This window comes from Microbacterium sp. AISO3 (assembly GCF_002204305.1).
In the GTDB taxonomy this organism is placed as follows: Bacteria; Actinomycetota; Actinomycetes; order Actinomycetales; family Microbacteriaceae; genus Microbacterium; species Microbacterium arborescens.
This window is the reverse complement of the sequence record NZ_NHRF01000006.1, coordinates 74,519-95,493: the sequence shown is the minus strand read 5'-3', so window position 1 is coordinate 95,493 and position 20,975 is coordinate 74,519. Positions and strand designations below refer to the sequence as shown.

Below are 20,975 nucleotides of genomic sequence, written 5' to 3'. Positions count from 1 at the left end.
TCGAATCTACCCGCGGCGGGACGGTCAGCTGCTCGGGCACGGGGCCCGCCCGGCTCAACGACCGCGCAGAACCGCCTGCTTGACCTCGGCGATCGCCTTGGTGACCTCGATGCCGCGCGGGCATGCCTCGGTGCAGTTGAAGGTCGTGCGGCAGCGCCACACGCCCTCCTTGTCGTTGAGGATGTCGAGACGAACGTCGCCGGCATCATCGCGCGAGTCGAAGATGAAGCGGTGCGCGTTGACGATCGCGGCGGGGCCGAAGTACTGGCCGTCGGTCCAGAACACGGGGCACGACGAGGTGCACGCGGCGCACAGGATGCACTTGGTGGTGTCGTCGAAGATCTCGCGGTCGGCGATCGACTGGATGCGCTCCTTGCCGGCCTCGGGCTTCGAGTTGGCGATGAGGAACGGCTGCACCTCGCGGTAGGAGGCGAAGAACGGCTCCATGTCGACGACGAGGTCCTTCTCCAGCGGCAGGCCCTTGATCGCCTCGACGTAGATCGGCTGCGAGATGTCGAGGTCCTTGATGAGCGTCTTGCAGGCCAGGCGGTTGCGGCCGTTGATGCGCATCGCGTCCGAGCCGCAGATGCCGTGGGCGCAGGAGCGCCGGAAGGTCAGCGATCCGTCGACGTCCCACTTGATCTTGTGCAGGGCGTCGAGCACACGGTCGGTCGAGTAGAGCTCGACGTCGTAGTCGACCCACCTCGGCTCGCTGTCGACCTCGGGGTCGAAGCGCCGGATGATGAAGGTGACCAGGAACGACTGGATGCCGGTGTCGTTCGCCGCCTCGGCAGGGGCCGCGGCATCGGTTTCGACGATCGTCATCAGTACTTCCTCTCCAGCGGCGGGTACCGCAGTTCGCCGGCCTCGTTCTTGGTGAACACGACGGGCTTCCAGTCGAGCCGGATGTGGTCCTCGGCGTGCGACGAGTGGGGGTCGCCCGAGAGGTAGGCCATCGTGTGCTTCATGTAGTTCTCGTCGTCACGCGTCGGGAAGTCGTCGCGCATGTGTCCGCCACGGCTCTCCTTGCGGTTGCGCGCGGCGACCACGACGACCTCGGCGATGTCGAGCAGGAAGCCCAGCTCGACCGCCTCGAGCAGGTCGGTGTTGAACCGCTTGCCCTTGTCGTCGACGTGGATGTTCTTGAACCGCTCGCGCAGGTCGGCGATGACGTCCATGACGTGCAGGAGCGACTCCTCGGTGCGGAACACCTGCGCGCCCTTGTCCATCTCGTCCTGGAGCGTCTTGCGCAGGACGGCGATGCGCTCGGTGCCGGGGTTGTTGCGCACGCCCTCGATGAGCTCGCGGACCTCCTTGGCGGGGTCCTCGGGCAGCGGCACGAAGTCGGCGGTCTTGACGTACTCGACGGCGTTGCGGCCGGCGCGCTTGCCGAAGACGTTGATGTCGAGCAGCGAGTTGGTGCCGAGGCGGTTCGAGCCGTGCACCGAGACGCACGCGCACTCGCCGGCGGCGTAGAGGCCCGGGACGACGGTGGTGTTGTCGGCGAGGACCTCGGCCTTGACGTTGGTGGGGATGCCGCCCATCGCATAGTGCGCGGTGGGCATGACGGGAACGGGCTCGACGACCGGGTCGACACCCAGGTAGGTGCGGGCGAACTCGGTGATGTCGGGGAGCTTGGTCTCGAGGACCTCGGCGCCCAGGTGCGTGCAGTCCAGCAGCACGTAGTCGCGGTGCGGCCCGGCGCCGCGGCCCTCGGCGACCTCCTGCTGCATGCACCGCGAGACGATGTCGCGGGGAGCGAGGTCCTTGATGGTGGGGGCGTAGCGCTCCATGAATCGCTCGCCCGACGCGTTGCGCAGGATCGCGCCCTCACCGCGCGCGCCTTCGGTGAGAAGGATGCCGAGACCGGCGAGACCGGTCGGGTGGAACTGGAAGAACTCCATGTCCTCGAGCGGCAGGCCCTTGCGCCAGACGATGCCGACGCCATCGCCCGTGAGGGTGTGGGCGTTGGAGGTCGTCTTGTAGATCTTGCCGAAGCCGCCGGTGGCGAAGACGACGGCCTTCGAGTGGAAGACGTGCAGGTCGCCGGTTGCCAGGTCGTAGGCGACGACGCCCGCGGTCTGGGTCGAGCCGTCGGGGGCGGTCACCGTGATGAGGTCGAGCACGTAGTACTCGTTGAAGAAGTTGATGCCGAGCTTGACGCAGTTCTGGAACAGCGTCTGCAGGATCATGTGACCGGTGCGGTCGGCGGCATAGCAGGCGCGGCGGACCGGGGACTTGCCGTGGTCGGCGGTGTGGCCGCCGAATCGGCGCTGGTCGATCTTGCCGTCGGGCGTGCGGTTGAAGGGCAGGCCCATGTTCTCGAGGTCGATGACCGCGTCGATGGCCTCCTTCGCGAGGATCTCGGCCGCGTCCTGGTCGACGAGGTAGTCGCCGCCCTTGACGGTGTCGAAGGTGTGCCACTCCCACGAATCCTCTTCGACGTTGGCGAGCGCCGCCGCCATGCCGCCCTGTGCCGCACCGGTGTGCGAGCGGGTCGGGTAGAGCTTCGAGATCACCGCGGTGCGGGCGCCCGGACCGGCTTCGATCGCCGCCCGCATGCCGGCGCCGCCGGCGCCGACGATGACGATGTCGAACTGGTGGTAGTGGATGCCGTCCTTGACGACGACCTCTTCGGTCTGGGTGCTCACGGGGCGAGCCTTTCGTTGCTGTGATTCACGTCGTCGGAGCGCAGGGTCAGCCCTGGCAGGTCTCCCAGAGCATGCTGTCCGCCGTCACTCCGAGGCAGGGGTCGAAGGTGAACACGACCAGGGTGCCGAGCAGGATCAGCAGGCCGGCCGAGAGCCAGATGGCCCAGACGAGGACCTTCCGCGCCGTTGCCCCGGTGACGTAGTCGTTCACGATCGTGCGCATGCCGTTCGCGCCGTGGATCAGGGCGAGCCACAGCATGAGGACGTCCCACCACTGCCAGAACGGGCTGGCGAACTTGCCCGCCACGAACGCGAAGTCGATGCCCTTGATGCCCTCGCCGAGCATCAGGTTGACGAAGAGGTGGCCGAAGATCAGGACGACCAGCAGCACGCCGGAGGCGCGCATGTAGACCCAGCCCCACTTCTCGAGGTTGGCGCCCTTCTTGCGGACCTGCGGGCTGCGGGGAGCGGCAAGGGTGTCGGCGGTCATCAGTGACCCCCTCCAATCTCGGAGAGAACGATGGGCACGTGACGGGCAGCGAAGCCGATGATCGTGACGGCCCAGACAGCCAGCACGCCCCACCACAGCTGACGCTGATGACGCGTGGCCCACGGCCACAGGTCGACCGCGATGATGCGCAGGCCGTTGAAGGCGTGGTAGACGATCGCGGCGACGAGGGCGACCTCGCCGAGACCCATGATCGGGTTCTTGTAGGTGCCGATGACGGCGTCGTAGGCCTCGGGCGACACGCGGATCAGCGCGGTGTCGAGCACGTGGACCAAGAGGAAGAAGAAGATGGCCACGCCGGTGATGCGGTGAAGCACCCACGACCACATGCCCTCGTTGCCGCGGTACAGCGTGCCGCGCGGGGTCTTTGAAGTGGTCTGGGCTACCGACGGTGTGACGCGTGCTGGTGCAGACACGGTCGTCCTCCCTGGATCGAACACGGTTCGTGGGGGCGATCGATGCCCCGGTGGGGTGGTTGACCCCCGGCGTCACATGGGCGCACAACGATTCTAGGCCGGGAAAATGACGCGGGGCGACGAAGGGCACCCTAAAGAAACAGGGTTCTTGCGCCGGGGCGAGCGCGGGGGGCCCGGTACGCTCGGAGGATGGTCGACGAGATCCCGGACTTCTACGCCGTCATCCCCGCCGGAGGGGTGGGCAGCAGGCTGTGGCCGCTGTCGCGTGCCGACGCGCCGAAGTTCCTGCACGACCTCACGGGGTCGGGGCACTCGCTGCTGCGCGACACGTGGGACCGGCTCGCGCCGCTCTCCGGTCCCGACCGCATCGCCGTCGTCACCGGTCGCGCGCACCGCGCGGCCGTCGAGGCTCAGCTTCCCGGCATCCCCGACAAGAACGTCTTCCTCGAGTCGGAGCCGCGCGACTCCGCGGCCGCGATCGGTCTGGCTGCCGCGATCCTGCACCGCCGGCATCCTGACGTCATCGTCGGCTCGTTCGCCGCCGACCACGTCATCCGCGGCAGCCGGGTGTTCGAGTTCGCGGTCCGCGACGCGGTCGAGGTCGCGCGCGAGGGCTACATCTGCACGATCGGGATCACTCCCTCCGAGCCCGCGGTCGGCTTCGGCTACATCAAGCGCGGGGGTGAGCTCATCGTCGAGGGCGCCCGTGACGCCTCCCTCGTCGAGCGATTCGTCGAGAAGCCCGACCTCGAGACCGCGCGTGCCTACGTCTCCGACCGGTCGTATCTGTGGAACGCGGGCATGTTCATCTCGCGCGCCGACGTCCTGCTGGCCGAGATCGAGGCCAACAGTCCCGAGCTGCACGCGGGGCTGCTCGAGCTCGCCGAGGCCTGGGACGACCGCGACCGGCGCGGGCCCGCCGTCGACCGCATCTGGCCGAAGCTGAAGAAGATCGCGATCGACTACGTCGTCGCCGAGCCGGCTGCCGAGAAGGGCAAGCTCGCCGTGGTTCCCGGGCACTTCGACTGGGACGACGTCGGCGACTTCGCGAGCCTCGCGAAGCTCAACTCCAACGGGCGCAAGAACGACCTCGCGATCCTGGGAGAGAACGCGCGCATCCTGTCGGACGCCGCCAGCGGGATCGTCGTCAGCCACACCTCGCGCGTCATCAGCCTCATCGGCGTCAAGGACATCGTCGTCGTCGATACCCCCGACGCGCTTCTGGTGACCACGAGCGAGAACGCCCAGCGGGTCAAGCACGTCGTCGACGCCCTCAAGCTGACGGGCCGCGGCGACGTTCTGTGACGCGCACATTGCGTCTTTGTAACCATTCGCGGGGCGCGGTGCGTCCGGCGTGCAAGCCGGGCGAAACAGTAGGTAACTTCATTCCAGCCGCCGCGAAGTCCGCGGCGCCTTCAATGTGGAGGCTGCATTGACACTCTCGACCCCTCAGAAGCTCGTCGGCATCACAGCTGCCGCGGGCCTTCTCGTCGCCCTCGCCGGTTGCGGAGCCGCACCCGATGAGGCCGGCGGATCCGCCGCACCCGAGGCGGGCTCGGACTTCACCCCCTGCCTCGTCTCCGACGAGGGCGGCTGGAACGACCGTTCGTTCAACCAGTCGGCCAAGGAAGGCATGGATCGCGCGGCCAAGGAGCTCGGCGTGGAATCGATCGAGGTCGAGTCCACCACCGAGAACGACTACGGCCCCAACCTCGAGACGCTCGTCTCGGAGGGCTGCGACCTCATCGTCGCCGTCGGGTACAAGCTCGCCCCGGCCACCGTCGCGTCGGCCACGGCGAACCCCGACATCGACTACGCGATCATCGACGACTACGCCGACACCGACTTCGACGGCAAGACCGACGCGCCGAACATCAAGCCGCTGGTGTTCAACACCGCGGAGGCCGCCTACCTCGGTGGCTACGCGGCGGCCTCGTGGTCGGCCGAGGCAGGCGTCAACAAGGTCGGCACGTTCGGTGGCGACAAGTTCAACTCGGTCACCGTCTTCATGGACGGCTTCCAGCTGGGCGTCGAGAAGTACAACGAGGACAAGGGCGCGAACGTCGGCGTCGTCGGCTGGGACATCACCGCTCAGGACGGCAACTTCACCGGTGGCTTCACCGCCAACGACACCGCCAAGCAGGTCGCCCAGGGCATCCTCGACCAGGGTGTCGACGTGATCCTGCCCGTCGGCGGCCCGATCTACCAGAGCGCCGCGCAGGCGATCCGCGAGGGCAACCGCGATGTCGTGATGCTCGGTGTCGACAGCGACCTCGCCGTCTCGGACGACACCGTCGCCGACCTGACGCTCGTGTCGATCCAGAAGGCGATCGACGTCGCCGTCTACGACGCCACCGTCGCCGCCCAGAGCGGTGACTTCACGACCGACCCGTACGTCGGCACGCTGAAGAACGAGGGCGTCAAGCTGTCGAGCTTCCACGACTTCGAGTCGCGTCTGCCGGCCGGTCTCGCCGACGAGCTGACCGCCCTGCAGGAGGCGATCGTCGCCGGTGACATCACCGTGGACTCGCCGAACTCTCCGTGAGCTCATGAGTCGTCGGGGCCGGGGAACGAAAGTTCCCCGGCCCCGACCGCTGTCCACCCACCATCCGTCGCATAGATTGGCCGACATGAAGCTCGAACTCCGGGGCATCACCAAGCGCTTCGGCACCCTGGTCGCCAACGATCACATCGACCTCGTCGTCCGGCCGGGCGAAATCCACGCTCTCCTCGGGGAGAACGGCGCCGGCAAGTCGACCCTCATGAACGTCCTCTACGGCCTCTATCAGGCCGACGAGGGCCACATCCTCCTCGACGACGTCGTCCAGGACTTCCGCGGGCCCGGCGACGCCATGAGCGCCGGCATCGGCATGGTGCACCAGCACTTCATGCTCGTGCCGGTCTTCACCGTCGCCGAGAACGTCATGCTCGGTCACGAGAACACCAAGGGCCTCGGCGTCCTCGACCTCGCTGCCGCTCGTGCGCACGTGCGCGCCGTCGCCGACCGCTTCGGCTTCCAGATCGACCCCGACGCCGTCGTCGGTGATCTGCCCGTCGGCGTGCAGCAGCGCGTCGAGATCATCAAGGCCCTCTCGCGCGAGGCGAAGGTCCTCGTGTTCGACGAGCCCACCGCCGTGCTCACTCCGCAGGAGACCGACGAGCTCATGGCGATCATGCGCCAGCTGCGCGACGAGGGCACCTCGATCGTCTTCATCACCCACAAGCTGCGCGAGGTCCGCGAGGTCGCGGACCGCATCACCGTCATCCGCCTGGGCAAGGTCGTCGGCGAGGCCTCGCCGACCGCGAGCAACGCCGAGCTGGCTGCGCTCATGGTCGGCCGCCCCGTCGAGATGGTCGTCGCCAAGGGCGCCCCGAATGTGGGGGAGGGGGGACTCGTCCTCGACGGCATCCGCGTCGTCACGCCGTCGGGCATCGTCGTGGTGGACGACGTCGACCTGCAGGTGCGCTCGGGCGAAGTCGTCGCCGTCGCCGGCGTGCAGGGCAATGGCCAGACCGAGATCGTCGAAGCGATCCTCGGGCTGCTGCCGATCGACCACGGCTCGATCCGCCTCGACGGCGACGAGCTGGGCGGCCGCAGCGTCCGCGCGATCCTCGACCGCGGTGTCGGATTCGTGCCCGAGGACCGCAAGGAGGACGGGCTCGTCGGAGCCTTCTCCGTTCAGGAGAACCTCATCCTCGACCGCTCCGACGACCGCGCCTTCAGCCGCGCGGGCACGATCGACCGCCGGGCGCTCGAAGCGTTCGCCCGCGAGCGCATCACCGAGTACGACATCCGTACGCAGGGCCCCGACACCCCGGTCGGCACCCTGTCGGGCGGTAACCAGCAGAAGGTCGTCATCGCGCGCGAGATGGCCCGTCCGCTGCGTCTGCTCGTCGCGGCGCAGCCCACGCGCGGCGTCGACGTCGGCAGCATCGAATTCATCCACAAGCGCATCATCGAGGCCCGTGACTCCGGTGTCGCCGTCCTCGTCGTCTCGACCGAGCTCGACGAGGTGGTCGCCCTGGCCGACCGCATCGCGGTGATGTACCGCGGTCGCATCGTCGGCGTCGTCCCGGCGACGACGCCGCGCGACGTGCTCGGCCTGATGATGGCCGGCGAGGTCCCCGAGGAGTCAGCAGCATGACCACCCCCACCCCCGGTCCCGGTCCCGACGTGCCCGTCGAGCCCGCGGACTCGCAGCTGCCGCCCGTCGGCGGCCCCCTGACGGGGAAGCCCGAGGTGGCTCCGCCGCCGACGACGAACCGCGTCATCACCGAGGTGATGCGCAGCAGTGCCGTCATCACCCTGCTCGCCATCGTGCTCGCGCTCATCGTCGGCGGAATCATGATGGCCGTCACCGACGAGCGCGTGGCAGCGGCATCCGGGTACTTCTTCGCGCGTCCGGGAGACACCTTCGTCGCGATCTGGCAGTCGGTGTCGGGCGGTTACGACGCGCTGTTCCGCGGCGCCGTCTTCAACTCGCGCGTCGACGACTTCGCGACGCAGATTCGTCCGCTGACGAACACCCTCGGCTTCGCGGCCCCCCTGATCGCCGCCGGGCTCGGCGTCGCGCTGGCCTTCCGCGCCGGTCTGTTCAACATCGGCGGCCGCGGCCAGATCCTCATCGGTGCCGCCTTCGCGGCGCTCGTGACGTTCAACCTCGATCTGCCGATGTTCATCCACCTGCCGTTGACGCTGATCGCCGGCATCGTGGGCGGCGCACTTTGGGGCGGGCTCGTCGGCCTGCTGAAGGCGCGGACCGGTGCGCACGAGGTGATCCTCACGATCATGCTCAACTACATCGCCTACTACCTCGTCAGCTGGATGGTGCGCACCCCCGCGCTCCTGCAGCAGCCCGGGACGACGCAGTCGATCTCGTTGCGCACCCCGGACTCCGCGCAGTTCCCCGAGCTGCTCGGTCCGCAGTACCCGCTGCTGGACTGGGGATTCGTCGTCGTCATCATCGCGACGGTCGTCGTGTGGTGGGTGATCGAGCGCTCGAGCCTCGGCCTGCGTCTGCGTGCCGTGGGCGAGAACCCGCACGCCGCTCGCGCCGCCGGCATCTCCGTCGAGCGCATGTACATCTACGCGATGCTCTTCGCCGGCGGACTCGCGGGCCTCGCCGCGATGAACCAGGTGCAGGGCCAGGTCACCACCGGCTTCACCGGCTCGATCGACGCGGGTATCGGGTTCGACGCGATCACGGTCGCCCTGCTCGGGCGTTCGCGTCCGTGGGGCGTCTTCGCCGCCGGCATCCTGCTCGGCGCGCTCAAGGCGGGCAGCTTCACGATGCAGGGTTCCGAGGGCATCCCCGTCGAGATCGTGCTCGTGGTGCAGGCGCTCATCGTCCTGTTCATCGCGGCGCCGCCGCTCGTGCGGACGATCTTCTTCCTTCCCAAGACCGAAGCTGAGAAGCGCGCGTCGGGCCGCACGAAGAACTCGTCGCGCCGCGCAGCTGTGAAGGCGGGTGCCTGATGGCAACGACCGATCTGACCTCCGCCGCCGCGGCTCCCGCCGCGGTGAAGGTCCGCCACCTCAAGCCGGCGATCGCCCTGGGCGTGGCGACGCTGCTGCTGGCGCTGCTGTTCGCCCTGGTCCCGCGAGGCGGCACGAGCACGTTCCGCCTCGCCGACGGCGGCTCGACCATCCCCATCCCCGACGTCGCGCTGCCGACCGGGCCGACCAGCTGGACGCTGCTCGTCCTGATGGCCGTCATCACGGCGGTCGCGGCGTGGGACGCCCTCTCGTACCGCCGTCCGCGCACCTGGCTGGTGGCGGTGGCCGGATTCGTGGGTGTGTTCGCCTTCCTCGTGTGGGCGGCAGCGGAGGGCCTCGTTCCCGTCATCGGTCTGCTGTTCGGCGCGGTGTCGCTGTCGGTGCCGCTCATCTTCGGCGCCCTCGGCGGTGTCATCGGTGAACGCGTCGGCGTCGTGAACGTCGCCATCGAGGGCCAGTTCCTGCTCGGCGCGTTCGGCGCCGTCGTCGTCGGCAGCATCACCGGCAACCCGTTCATCGGACTGATCGCCGCCATGGTCGGCGGTGTCCTGGTGAGCCTGGTGCTCGCGGTCTTCTCGATCCGCTACCTCGTCGACCAGGTCATCGTCGGTGTCGTGCTCAACGTGCTCGTCACGGGCCTCACCGGCTTCCTCTTCGGTGCGCTCCTCGCGCCGAACGAGGCGACCCTCAACCGGGCGACGACGTTCCAGCGCCTGCCGATCCCGCTGCTCAGCGACATCCCCGTGATCGGACCCGTGCTGTTCAACCAGACGTTCATCGTCTACCTGATGTACGTCACGGTCGGCCTCGTCGCGTGGGGGCTGTACCGCACCCGCTGGGGCCTGCGTCTGCGCGCCGTCGGCGAGCACCCGCAAGCGGCGGACACCGTCGGCATCAAGGTGAACCCGACCCGCTTCTGGAACGTCAGCCTCGCCGGAGCGATCGCCGGAGCCGGTGGCGCGTACTTCACGCTGGTTTCGGTGCCGACCTTCACCAAGGAGATGACCGCGGGCCTCGGCTTCATCGCCCTCGCCGCCGTCATCTTCGGACGCTGGGACCCGATCCGCGCCACTCTCGCGGCGCTGCTCTTCGGCTTCGCGACGAACCTGCAGAACCTGCTGACGGTGCTGCGTACGCCGATCCCCAGCGAGTTCATGCTCATGCTGCCGTACCTCGTGACGATCCTCGCGGTCGCCGGGTTCGCGGGGCACATCCGTGGGCCGGCCGCCGCCGGCAAGCCGTACATCAAGGGGTGACGCTGCTGTGACAGACATCGATTGGGACGAGCTGCGCGCCGTTGCGACCGAAGCCATGACGCGCGCGTATGCGCCGTACTCGCGCTACCGGGTGGGCGCGGCAGCGCTCGTCAGCGACGGTCGCATCGTCTCGGGATGCAACGTCGAGAACGCGTCGTACGGCGTCGGGCTGTGCGCCGAGTGCGCCCTCGTCGGCGACCTGCACATGTCGGGCGGCGGACAGCTCGTCGCCTTCGTGTGCGTCAACAACGACGGTCAGACGATCATGCCGTGCGGCCGGTGCCGCCAGCTGCTGAACGAGTTCGCCCTGCCCGGAATGCTGCTCGAGACCGTCTCGGGCATCCGCACGATCGACGAGGTGCTGCCCGACGCGTTCGGGCCCCGCGACCTCGAGGAGGCCGCCCGATGAGCGCCGAGTCCACCGCATCCGCTGTCGAGGCGTTCGACGCCGTCGACGTCATCCGCACCAAGCGTGACGGCGGCGCCGTCCCCGAGGACGCGCTCCGCTGGATGATCGACGCCTACACGCGCGAGTACGTGGCCGACTCGCAGATGGCGGCGTTCGCCATGGCGGTGCTGCTCAACGGCATGGAGCGCGACGAGATCCGCGTCATGACCGACGCGATGATCGCCTCGGGTGAGCGGATGAGCTTCGCCGGTCTCGGCAAGCGCACGGTCGACAAGCACTCCACCGGTGGTGTCGGCGACAAGATCACACTGCCCCTCGCTCCGCTCGTCGCCGCGTTCGGCGTCGCCGTGCCGCAGCTGTCGGGCCGCGGCCTCGGTCACACCGGGGGCACGCTCGACAAGCTCGAGTCGATCCCCGGCTGGCGCGCCGCGCTGTCGAACGACGAGATGTTCGCGCAGCTGCGCGACGTCGGCGCCGTCATCTGCGCCGCCGGCTCGGGCCTCGCGCCCGCGGACAAGCGGCTGTACGCGCTCCGCGACGTCACCGGCACGGTCGAGGCGATCCCGCTCATCGCCTCGAGCATCATGTCGAAGAAGATCGCCGAGGGCACCGAGTCGCTCGTGCTCGATGTGAAGTTCGGCTCCGGCGCCTTCATGAAGGACGTCGACAAGGCGCGCGAGCTCGCCCGCACGATGGTCGCGCTCGGCGCCGACTCGGGCGTTGCGACGACCGCGCTCCTCACCGACATGAACGCGCCGCTGGGCCTCGCGATCGGAAACGCGAACGAGGTGCGCGAATCGGTCGAGGTGCTCGCCGGTGGAGGACCCGCCGACGTCGTCGAGCTGACCGTCGCCCTCGCGCGTGAGATGCTCGCGCTGGCCGGACAGCCCGATGCCGACGTCGAAGCTGCCCTCGCCGACGGCCGAGCGATGGATGTCTGGCGCCGCATGATCCAGGCGCAGGGCGGCGACCCGGATGCCGCGCTCCCGACGCCCCGCGAGACGCACACGATCACCGCGCCGACAGCCGGTGTCGTCTCACGCCTCGAGGCGCTGCCGTTCGGCATCGCGGCCTGGCGCCTCGGTGCCGGTCGTGCCCGTGCGCAGGACCCGGTGATCCACGCGGCGGGCATCGACCTGCACGTCAAGCCGGGCGACGAGGTGGCCGCCGGTCAGCCGCTGTTCACCCTGCTGGCCGATGATGGTGCCCGGTTCGACCGTGCTCTGGACGCGCTGCACGGCGCGTGGGAGATCGACGACGACGCTCCGCCCGCGGGGCCGCTCGTTCTCGAGCGCATCACGGCCTGAGCCGGGCAGCATCCGTTCGTCGGGTGCCGACCACCGTCCCGTTCCATCCACCCGCCCGACCCACCCGCCCGTTCCGTCCGGAGGAGCCCGCCATGCCGATCGAACAGCACGCCGACGTCACACTGCAGGGCGTCTCGGTCCGGTCGCTGCCCAAGGTCTCGCTGCACGACCACCTCGACGGGGGCGTGCGCCCCGCGACGATCGTCGAGCTGGCGGACGAGCTCGGGACCGACCTGCCCGAGACCGACGCCGACGACCTCGCCGACTGGTTCGAGGAGCAGAGCGACTCCGGGTCGCTCGTCGACTACATCAAGACGTTCGAGGTCACCCTCGCGGTCATGCAGACCCGCGACGGCCTGCGCCGCATCGCGCGCGAGTTCGTGACCGACCTCGCCGCCGACGGCGTGGTCTACGGCGAGGTGCGCTGGGCGCCCGAACAGCACCTGCGCGGCGGACTGTCGCTGCAGGACGCCGTCGACGCCGTGCAGGAGGGCATCGAGGAGGGCGAGGATGCCGCCGAGGCGAAGGGTCACGACATCCGCGTCGGTCAGATCCTCTCGGCGATGCGTCAGGCCGATCGCTCGCTCGAGATCGCGCGTCTGGCCGTCGACAACCGCGGTCGCGGCGTCGCGGGGTTCGACATCGCGGGGCCCGAGGACGGCTTCCTTCCCGCCCAGCACCGCGACGCGTTCGACTACCTCGCGTCGGAGTTCTTCCCGGTGACGGTGCACGCGGGCGAGGCCGCGGGGCTCGACTCGATCCGGTCGGCGCTCATCGACGGCCGGGCGCAGCGCCTCGGCCACGGTGTCCGCATCGCGTCGGACCTCAACGTCGTCTCGCGTGAGGGCGAAGAGGTGCTCGTGCAGTTCGGCGGCCTCGCCCGGTGGGTGCGCGACCGCGAGATCCCGCTCGAGCTGTCGCCCTCGTCGAACCTGCAGACCGGTGCCATCGCCGGATGGGGCACGCAGTGGGAGGACCACCCCTTCGATCTGCTGTACCAGCTGGGCTTCTCGGTCACCGTGAACGTCGACAACCGCACGCAGAGTCGCACCTCGCTCACGCGCGAGCTCGCGACCCTGGCGCAGACGTTCGACTACGACCTCGACGACCTGCAGGCCTTCCAGCTCAACGCCGCCGCCGGGGCCTTCCTCTCGGTCGAGGAGCGCGAGGAGCTCATCGAGGTCATCGCCGAGGGCTTCGGCTCCTGACCCAGGCCTGATTTCCGCGAGGTCCCAGTTGGGCCGGGTTTCAGAGTCTGATTCCCGGCCGAACTGGGACCTCGCGGTTTCTGCCCAGGGGCGGTGAGCGCCGGATTGCTCACAGACGCGGCGGCGGGGGAGCCGCTGAAGCGACGATGAGGTCCAGGCTGTCGGGATGCGTCGACCCCAGCCCCTTCCTGAGCCGCTGCGCGGCGTGCCGTTCTCGGTCGGTGCCGCACGCGCGATGGGTGTGACGGCGGGACGACTCGACGCGAGTGATCTCGAGATCCCGTTTCGCGGTGTCCGGATACCGCGTGGCGCCAGCCCTCCGGATATCGCCGAGCGGTGCGCCCAGTATGCGCCGAGGCTGCGGCCATGGCAGTTCTTCAGCCACGACACCGCACTCGCCCGATTCGGGGCGCCGCTCCCGCTCGGGAGCGATCCGCTCGTCCTGCACGTGTCGGCCCATCGGCCGAACCGAGAGCCGCGAGCCGAGGGGGTGGTCGGGCACCGCCTGGGCGAACGCTCACCGGCGGTGTGGGCTGTCGGCGGCATCCCGTTCGAGCATCCCGCTCGTGCGTGGCGTCATGTCGGGGCGGCTTGGCAGCACGACGACCTCGTCGCGGCCGGTGACTACATCGTCGGCCGCGGCGGGCTCGTGACGCTCGACCAGCTGGTGGACGAAGTCGAGCTGCACGCGACGCGCGGGCGCAGCCGGCTCATCCGTGCGCTGTCCGACATCCGGCCCGGTTCGGAATCGTCGGAGGAGACGCGTCTGCGTCTGGTCCTTCAGCGGGCGGGGCTCCCCGAGCCGGAGCTGAATCTAGAGTTGCGACAGGCATCGGGCGTCTTCATCGCACGGCTCGACCTCGCCTATCGGCGATGGCGGGTGGCCGTCGAGTACGACGGGCGCCAGCATGCCTTCGACGACGCCCAATTCGCGCGAGACGCCGACCGCTGGCACGCGATCCGTGCGAGCGGCTGGGAGCACGTGCGGATCCTGCGCCACCACCTGCGTGGTGACGGCCGACGGGCGGTCGATATGGTCCGGTCTGCTCTTCTCCGCGCTGGCTGGCGTCCCTGACCCCTGAGGCGTCACCGAGGTCCCACTTGAGCCGGGTATAGCCGCCGAGTTCCCGGCCGAACTGGGACCTCGGCGCCCCGGCACGCCAGGTCAGCGGGGGAGAGACCCCACGAGGTCCGACAGCGCCGCGGTGACCTCGGCGCGCATGTCGGGAGCGGAGATGGCGGGGGTGCCGTCGCCGGCTTGGGGGCCGTAGTCGCCGAAGGATGCGTGGCTGGCGCCGGCGATCTCGACGAAGGCGGCATCCTCGGGGAGGAGGTGGCGGTTGTCATCGACCTTCTGCGGGGTCGTCAGACCGTCCTCCGAGCCCGACAGGCTGAGCACGGGCAGCCCCGACGCCGACAGGTCGGTGGCGCAATACGACGCGAACAGCACGAGTCCGTCGGCATCCTCCGCCAGCTGGCAGGCACGCACGCCCCCGAGCGAGTGCCCACCGACCAGCCACGTGTCCACGCTCGGAACGAGCTCGGTGAACGAAGACAGCGGGCGGGGGTCGAAGAACGCGAGGTTGAGCCACGGCCGCGTGATCACCACGGTCACCTCGTCCTCCGCCACGACGTCGGCGAGGATCGCGGCGTATGCCTCGGCCTGCACCTTCGCGCCCGGGATGAACACGAGCCCGACGTCGCTCGGCCCGGCGGCGGGCTCGAGCACGACGCTGCCCTCGACCTCGGACATGACGATGCGCTCATCGGCGTGGACGGCGTCGAGCGGGCCCGCCTCGGCGTTCATGACTCCTACCTGGCTCCAGACCAGGATGCCGATGACACCCGCCGCGACGACCCCGATGAGGGACAGGGTGACGATGACGACGATCCGTCGTGCCCGAGACCGCCGGCGCGGGCGCCCGGGCTCGTCACCGGCCGCCCGCACCGCCGCAGCGTCTCGGCTCATCGAGCGTCGGAGCCGATCGCCGCCTGACGTTCGGCGACCACGCGCTCGACCCGTGCGTACAACGGGTGCGAAGGCTCGAGCCCGGTCACGGATGCGGTGAAGGATGCCGCGTCCTCGGCGCGCAGGCGCTGCTGCAGCTCGACCGACTGCGGGTCCTCCGGGTCGTCGAACGCGAGCGCCGCCCCGATCGCCGCGACCAGCGCGTCGACCGGCAGGCCGGCCTCGGCGGCCTCCGCGGCGGGACCCACGAAGCGCTCATGCCGCGAGAGCTTGCGGAGGGGTTGCCGCCCCACGCGTCCGACCGTGTCGGGCAGCTCGGGGTTGGCGAAGCGCCGCAGGATCGTGGCGCGGTAGTCCGCGAGCTCGCCGGCGTCGAGACCGTGCTTGTGGACGAGGAGGGCCGAGGTCTCTTCGAGCGCGGCCGAGACGCTCGCGGCGATCTCCGGCACGGCGAGGGCTTCGGCCACGGTCGCGGTGCCGGCCTGCGCGCCGAAATAGGCGGTCGTGGCGTGACCGGTGTTGACCGTGAAGAGCTTCCGCTCGATGTACGGCTCGAGGTTCTCGACGAAGTGCGCGCCGGGGATGTTCGGCAGCTCGCCGCCGAACGGACCGGACTCGATCGCCCACTCGTAGAACGGCTCGACCGTGACGTCCACGCCGGCGCCGGCGGGCTGCGCGGGCACGATGCGGTCGACGGCGGTATTGGCGAAGATCGCCCGGCCCGAGACGGCTTCCCAGGCATCGCCGGCCTGTGCGCGGATCTCGTCGCGCAGCAGGTCGGTGGCACCGATCGCGTTCTCGCACGCCATGACGGCCAGCGGAGGTGCGGCGGGATCGCGCAGGGCGAGGCCGGCGAGGATATGGGGCGCGATGAACTTCAGCACGGTGGGGCCGACGGCGGTCGTGACGACGTCTGCTGCCGCGACGGCATCTGCCACGGCCTGCGGGTCCTCCGCGCTGTTGAGGGCACGGAAGCCGGTGACGGTGCGGTCGACGCCGCCCTCGCCGACCTCGTGCACCGTGTACTCGGAGGCGGCGTTGATGGCATCGACGAGGGGCGCGGCGACGTCGGAGAAGACGAGCTCGTAGCCGCCTTCGCTCAGGAGCAGACCGACGAAGCCACGGCCGATGTTGCCGGCCCCGAAGTGGACCGCGGTGCTCACTGGTTCACCGATGCGAGCAGCGCGTAGAGCTCGTCGGGGGTCTGCGCCGCCTTGAGGCGAGCGACGTCGTCCTCCTCGGAGAAGAGCAGAGCGATCTGAGACAGGATGTCGAGGTGCTCGTCGCCCTTGCCGGCGATGCCGACGACGAAGGAGACCGGCTCGCCGCCCCAGTCGACGCCGCCGTCGTAGCGGACGAACGACAGCGCCGAGTCGAGGATCGCATCCTTGGTCTCGTTGGTGCCGTGGGGGATCGCGAGCTCGTTGCCCATGTACGTCGACACGGTCTGCTCGCGCTGCTGCATGGCGTCGAAGTACGCGGAGGTCACGGCGCCGGCGGACTCGAGCAGGTCGGCGGCCTCCTTCATCGCCTCCTCGCGGGTGGCGCTTCCGGAGTGGATGCGGATCTGACCGATGTTCAGGACCTCACGTGCCATGTCTGTCTCCTTCGAATGGTGTTGCTGGGGGATGACGCGGGGCCGAGGCGGATGGACCGCCCCGGCCCCGGGTCTGGGTTTCGAGCCTACGCGTCGGCGTCGTGCTGCTTGCGGACCATCTCCACGACCTCGTCGTACTTCGGCGAGTTCATGAAGTTGTCCACCGACACGTGCACCGCGTCGGGTGTGCGCTGGCGCGCGCGATCGGTGAGCTGGTTCTGCGTGACGACGAGATCCGCCGATCCGTCCAGGTTGGCGATCGCTTTGTTGACGACCGTAACGCCCTCCACGCCCGCCTTCTTGAACTTGTTGCGCAGGACGCTCGCACCCATCGCCGACGAGCCCATTCCCGCGTCGCACGCGAACACGATCGATTCGATCGGCTTGGTCGCCGTAGCGGTGGCGGAGCCCGCCGCGGCGTCCTCGGCGGCGGTGGCCACCTCGGCATCACGACCACCGGCGCGGCGCAGTGAATCCATCGCAGCGGAGGACTTGCCCTTGTTGGCCTCGGTCTGAGCGATCGCGGCCTCGAAGTCCGAGCCCTCGGCTGCGAGGTCGCGCTTCCGGGTGGCCCGCAGGATGACCGCCGAGACGATGAACGTCACGGTCGCGGCCAGGACGACGGACAGCAGAACCACGATCAGGTTGCCCACACCGCCGGGGAGGGCGGCGGCGACGACCGCGATGATGCTCCCCGGGGCCGCCGGGAACGCGAGGCCGCCGCCGAGCAGCATGTTGGTGGTGACACCGGTGGCGCCACCGGCGATGAGGGCGAGGATGAGCATCGGCTTGCTCAGTGCGTAGGGGAAGTAGATCTCGTGGATGCCACCGACGAACTGGATCACCGCGGCACCCGGGGCCGAGGCCTTGGCGGCGCCGACACCGAAGAAGGTGAAGGCCAGCAGCAGGCCGATGCCGGGACCGGGGTTCGCCTCGATCAGGAAGAGGATCGAGCGACCGAACTCCTCGCTCTGCTGCACGCCCAGCGGGGTGAACACACCATGGTTGATGGCGTTGTTGAGGAAGAGCACCTTCGCCGGCTCGACGATGATCGAGACGAAGGGCAGCAGGTTCAGGCTGACGAGCCAGTCGACCGCCGCGCCGAGACCCTGGCTGATGACCCGGAAGAACGGGCCGAAGGCGAAGAACCCGACGACTGCGAGGATCATCGACAGGATTCCCGCGGAGAAGTTGTTGACGAGCATCTCGAAGCCCGGCTTGATCTTGCCGTCCCAGATGCGGTCCATGTACTTCACGGCCAGGGCGGCGAGGGGACCCATGATCATGGCGCCGAGGAACATCGGGATGTTCGTGCCCGCGATGACGCCGACCGTGGCGATCGTCGCCACAACGCCGCCGCGCTCGCCGTAGACCATGCGGCCCGCAGTGTTCGCGATGAGCAGGGGCAGCAGGTAGGTGATCATCGGGCTGACGAGGCCGACGTACGCCATCACGTTGGTGCCGTCGCTCTCCGCCAGCGTCGTCATGGCGCCCTGCCAGCCGATCGCCTCGAGGTTGCCGGAGCCGCCGATGATGTCGGCGACCGGGTACCAGTGGATGCCGAAGGGGCTGTCGGCACCGAGGAACCCGGCGGGGATGAACAGCATGGTGATGAAGCCCCACGCGATGAAGGCCGCGATATTGGGCATGATCATGCCCGACAGGAAGGTCCCGAATCGCTGGACGGCGACGCGGGCCCCTCCCGTCTTCCTATCGACTGTTGACGTCGTTGTCATTTCTGGTTCTCCTTCTGGTGCAGTGTGTGGTGCGGGTGCGGTGCTGATCAGATGCCGGCGGCGGTCTGCGCGGCGGCACGTGCCGAGGCCGCGTCCGTCGCGGTCAGGGCGGCTTCGGCGATGCGGCGTGCGTCGTCGAGGGTGTGGTGGAGCAGGGTGGCGCGGACGTCGGCGAGCGCGGTGGGCGCCATCGACAGGCTCGTGGCGCCGAGGCCCACGAGCACGACGGCCAGCAGCGGGTCGGCTGCGGCCTCGCCGCAGATGCCCACGGGCTTGCCGTTGGCCTGGCCCGCCTTGCCGGTCTCGTGAATGAGGCGCAGCACGGCCGGGTGCCAGGGGTCCTGGAACGACGACACCGAACCGAGCAGGCGGTCGGCGGCGAGCGTGTACTGGGTGAGGTCGTTGGTGCCGATCGAGGCGAAGTCGGCGACCTTGAGGACGTGGTCGGCCAGCAGCGCCGACGACGGCACCTCGACCATGACGCCTGCGGTCTTGATGCCGTACTCGCGGGCGATCCCGACGAAGTACTCCGTCTCCTCGACGGTCGAGACCATGGGGGCCATGACCCACAGGTCGGCCTCGGTCGCGGCATCCGCTTCGGCGAGGGCGGTGAGCTGTTCGCGCAGGATGTCCTCGCTGGCGCGCAGGGCGCGGAGACCGCGGAGACCGAGCGCGGGGTTCTCCTCGTGCGCGTCGTTGAGGAACGCGAGCGGCTTGTCGGCACCGGCATCCAGGGCGCGGACGACGACCTTCTGGCCCGGGAACGCCTGCAGCAGCTTCGTGTAGGCCTCGCGCTGCTGGGCGACGGTCGGTGCCTGCGCCGAGCTGAGGAAGAGGAACTCGGTGCGGAAGAGACCGACACCCTCGGCGCCGAGCTCGACGGCCTGCGCCGCGCCCTCCGGCTTGCCGAGATTGGCCAGCAGGGGGATCGCGGTGCCGTCGGCGAGGGCTCCGGGCGTGATCGGGGCGGATGCTGCCGACTTGCGCTCGTCGGCGCGGTTCTGAGCCTGTGCGAGCTCGTCCTCGCTCGGGTCGGTGGTGACGACGCCCTTGGCGGCGTCGACGATGACGGTCTCACCGTCGGAGAGGCCGGCCGCCTCGGTGACGCCGACGACCGCGACGATGGACTTCTCTCGCGCGAGGATCGCGGTGTGCGAGGTCGGTCCGCCCTCGGAGGTGACGAGAGCGAGGACCATGTCGAGATCGAGCAGCGCGGTGTCGGCAGGGGCGAGGTCCTTGGCCACGAGCACGAAGGGGTGTCCCGGCTCGGGGACGCCCGGGGCCGGGACGCCGCGCAGGTGCGCGATGACGCGCTGCGCGACGTCGTCGAGGTCTGCGGCGCGCTCGCCGAGATAGCCGCCCATCGCGGACAGCTGGTCGCGGAACGAGGCGAAGGCGTCGTAGACGGCGAACTCGCCGGTCTTGCCCGCCTGCAGTCGCGTCGCGACCTCGGCCTCGAGGCTCGGGTCCTCGGCCATCATGGCCTGGGCCTCGAGCACGTCGCGGGCGGCGCCGCCCGCCTGCGCACCGCGCTGTTCGAGTTCACGTGCGACCGCGGCGACGGCATCCTTCACGCGCGCCGTCTCCTCATCGAGGGGCAGCTGCGACTTCTCGTCCTTCGGCGCGGGAAGCGGCTCCGCCATCCGTGCGATCGGTCCCTGCGCGACTCCCAGGCCGATGCCCACTCCGCGAAGCTCACTCATTGCTCGATCTCCTTCGTATCGTCCGTGTTCGTATCGATGGTCGTTCGTGGTCACTCGTCGTGATCGGTGGCGAGCAGGTCGGCGAGCTCGTCCAGGACGCTCTCGGCGCTGTCGCCGTCGGCCGTGAGGGTGACGTAATCGCCGTACTCGACGCCGAGCGCGATGACTCCGAGGATGCTCGCGGCGTTCACGGGAGAGCCCGAGCCCTTCGCGATCGTGACGTTGGCACCCGACTGCTTGACCGCCTGGGCGAACAGCTTCGCGGGACGGGCGTGGAGCCCGTTGGACGATCCGATGCGGACGGTACGCGATGCCTCGCTCATGAGGAGGTCCTCTCCGTTGAAGGGATGTCGGTGCTGGAACGTGTCGTGGTGGTGGCCGGAGCGGTGATCAGCGCGAGCGTCCGGCTCCCATCGAGATCTCGGAAGATGTCGGCGGGCATCAGGATGACGCGCGTTCCGCGGGCAGCCGCGGCCTCGGTGATCCGGTCCAGCTTCGGGATGAGCTGGGGGCCGACGAGGACGATGTCCGCCGCGTCGAGATCGATCGGCAGTGACTGCTCGGTTCCGGCGGTGGCGGTGATGTCCAGGCCGCGCGCTTGCGCCGCGTGGCGCACTCGCTGTGCGACGAAAGTACTCGACGCACCCGCGCCGCATACGACCAGGATCCTCATCGACCCGCCTCCTCCTCTCCCCATTGTTGTGAGCGGTCTCAGAGG

Annotated in this window: 20 protein-coding genes; 9 read left to right on the top strand and 11 right to left on the bottom strand. The window is 69.4% G+C overall.

Features of this window, described 5'->3' with window-relative positions:
* Positions 1-54 precede the first annotated feature (54 nt).
* Genes CBF90_RS10425 through sdhC form a run of 4 tightly spaced genes read right to left on the bottom strand, consistent with a single transcriptional unit; the run spans position 55 to position 3,575 of the window.
* Entirely contained in the window at positions 55-825 is a 771-nt protein-coding gene (locus CBF90_RS10425; protein ID WP_023955544.1) for a succinate dehydrogenase iron-sulfur subunit, read from the bottom strand.
* On the bottom strand, positions 825-2,651 hold the full coding sequence (gene sdhA, locus CBF90_RS10420) for a succinate dehydrogenase flavoprotein subunit (RefSeq protein WP_023955542.1): 1,827 nt from the start codon (positions 2,649-2,651) through the stop codon (positions 825-827). Before sdhA ends, CBF90_RS10425 begins: the two co-directional genes overlap by 1 nt.
* A 46-nt stretch (positions 2,652-2,697) precedes the next feature.
* Positions 2,698-3,141 carry a succinate dehydrogenase hydrophobic membrane anchor subunit gene (locus CBF90_RS10415; protein WP_023955540.1) on the bottom strand — a complete coding sequence of 148 codons (444 nt, stop codon included), beginning with the start codon at positions 3,139-3,141 and terminating at the stop codon, positions 2,698-2,700.
* A complete protein-coding gene (gene sdhC, locus CBF90_RS10410; protein WP_023955538.1) occupies positions 3,141-3,575 on the bottom strand; it encodes a succinate dehydrogenase, cytochrome b556 subunit in 435 nt (144 codons plus the stop codon). Before sdhC ends, CBF90_RS10415 begins: the two co-directional genes overlap by 1 nt.
* A 189-nt stretch (positions 3,576-3,764) precedes the next feature.
* Here sdhC and CBF90_RS10405 point away from each other — a divergent pair, with 189 nt between their 5' ends.
* The 9 genes from CBF90_RS10405 to CBF90_RS10365 all read left to right on the top strand — a co-directional run bounded on the left by CBF90_RS10405 (position 3,765) and on the right by CBF90_RS10365 (position 14,327).
* The gene (locus tag CBF90_RS10405; protein WP_023955536.1) at positions 3,765-4,880 is read left to right on the top strand and encodes a mannose-1-phosphate guanylyltransferase; all 1,116 of its coding nucleotides are present in this window, start codon (positions 3,765-3,767) and stop codon (positions 4,878-4,880) included.
* A gap of 127 nt (positions 4,881-5,007) precedes the next feature.
* Positions 5,008-6,120, top strand: coding sequence for a BMP family protein (locus CBF90_RS10400; RefSeq protein ID WP_023955534.1), 1,113 nt, complete (start codon positions 5,008-5,010; stop codon positions 6,118-6,120).
* Positions 6,121-6,205: 85 nt separating this feature from the next.
* Positions 6,206-7,720, top strand: a complete 1,515-nt coding sequence (locus CBF90_RS10395) for an ABC transporter ATP-binding protein (RefSeq protein WP_023955532.1) — start codon at positions 6,206-6,208, stop codon at positions 7,718-7,720.
* Positions 7,717-9,051 (top strand): ABC transporter permease, encoded by a 1,335-nt coding sequence (locus CBF90_RS10390; RefSeq protein WP_064955703.1) that lies wholly within the window; start codon positions 7,717-7,719, stop codon positions 9,049-9,051. Before CBF90_RS10395 ends, CBF90_RS10390 begins: the two co-directional genes overlap by 4 nt.
* On the top strand, positions 9,051-10,328 hold the full coding sequence (locus CBF90_RS10385; RefSeq protein WP_023955528.1) for an ABC transporter permease: 1,278 nt from the start codon (positions 9,051-9,053) through the stop codon (positions 10,326-10,328). The genes CBF90_RS10390 and CBF90_RS10385 overlap by 1 nt, the downstream gene beginning before the upstream one ends.
* Before the next feature lie 7 nt (positions 10,329-10,335).
* Positions 10,336-10,737 (top strand): cytidine deaminase, encoded by a 402-nt coding sequence (locus CBF90_RS10380; RefSeq protein ID WP_023955526.1) that lies wholly within the window; start codon positions 10,336-10,338, stop codon positions 10,735-10,737.
* Positions 10,734-12,044, top strand: a complete 1,311-nt coding sequence (locus CBF90_RS10375) for a thymidine phosphorylase (RefSeq protein WP_064955702.1) — start codon at positions 10,734-10,736, stop codon at positions 12,042-12,044. Before CBF90_RS10380 ends, CBF90_RS10375 begins: the two co-directional genes overlap by 4 nt.
* A 92-nt stretch (positions 12,045-12,136) precedes the next feature.
* A complete protein-coding gene (locus CBF90_RS10370) occupies positions 12,137-13,252 on the top strand; it encodes an adenosine deaminase (protein ID WP_088380545.1) in 1,116 nt (371 codons plus the stop codon).
* 166 nt (positions 13,253-13,418) lie between these two features.
* Entirely contained in the window at positions 13,419-14,327 is a 909-nt protein-coding gene (locus CBF90_RS10365) for a hypothetical protein (RefSeq protein ID WP_088380544.1), read from the top strand.
* Between the two features lie 90 nt (positions 14,328-14,417).
* Here the strand turns inward: CBF90_RS10365 and CBF90_RS10360 are convergent, their stop codons facing one another.
* The 7 genes from CBF90_RS10360 to CBF90_RS10330 all read right to left on the bottom strand — a co-directional run bounded on the left by CBF90_RS10360 (position 14,418) and on the right by CBF90_RS10330 (position 20,930).
* Positions 14,418-15,221: an alpha/beta hydrolase gene (locus CBF90_RS10360; RefSeq protein WP_088380543.1), complete on the bottom strand. Its 804-nt coding sequence runs from the start codon at positions 15,219-15,221 to the stop codon at positions 14,418-14,420.
* Positions 15,218-16,384 (bottom strand): mannitol-1-phosphate 5-dehydrogenase, encoded by a 1,167-nt coding sequence (locus CBF90_RS10355; RefSeq protein ID WP_088380542.1) that lies wholly within the window; start codon positions 16,382-16,384, stop codon positions 15,218-15,220. Before CBF90_RS10355 ends, CBF90_RS10360 begins: the two co-directional genes overlap by 4 nt.
* Positions 16,381-16,818: a PTS sugar transporter subunit IIA gene (locus CBF90_RS10350; protein WP_023955519.1), complete on the bottom strand. Its 438-nt coding sequence runs from the start codon at positions 16,816-16,818 to the stop codon at positions 16,381-16,383. The genes CBF90_RS10355 and CBF90_RS10350 overlap by 4 nt, the downstream gene beginning before the upstream one ends.
* 86 nt (positions 16,819-16,904) lie before the next feature.
* A complete protein-coding gene (locus CBF90_RS10345) occupies positions 16,905-18,554 on the bottom strand; it encodes a PTS mannitol transporter subunit IICB (protein WP_064955699.1) in 1,650 nt (549 codons plus the stop codon).
* Positions 18,555-18,601: 47 nt separating this feature from the next.
* Entirely contained in the window at positions 18,602-20,257 is a 1,656-nt protein-coding gene (gene ptsP, locus CBF90_RS10340; RefSeq protein WP_023955517.1) for a phosphoenolpyruvate--protein phosphotransferase, read from the bottom strand.
* 50 nt (positions 20,258-20,307) lie between these two features.
* Complete coding sequence (locus CBF90_RS10335; RefSeq protein ID WP_023955516.1) at positions 20,308-20,580, bottom strand: HPr family phosphocarrier protein; 273 nt, start codon at positions 20,578-20,580, stop codon at positions 20,308-20,310.
* Positions 20,577-20,930 (bottom strand): PTS sugar transporter subunit IIB, encoded by a 354-nt coding sequence (locus CBF90_RS10330; RefSeq protein WP_023955515.1) that lies wholly within the window; start codon positions 20,928-20,930, stop codon positions 20,577-20,579. The genes CBF90_RS10335 and CBF90_RS10330 overlap by 4 nt, the downstream gene beginning before the upstream one ends.
* Between the last annotated feature and the right edge of the window lie 45 nt (positions 20,931-20,975).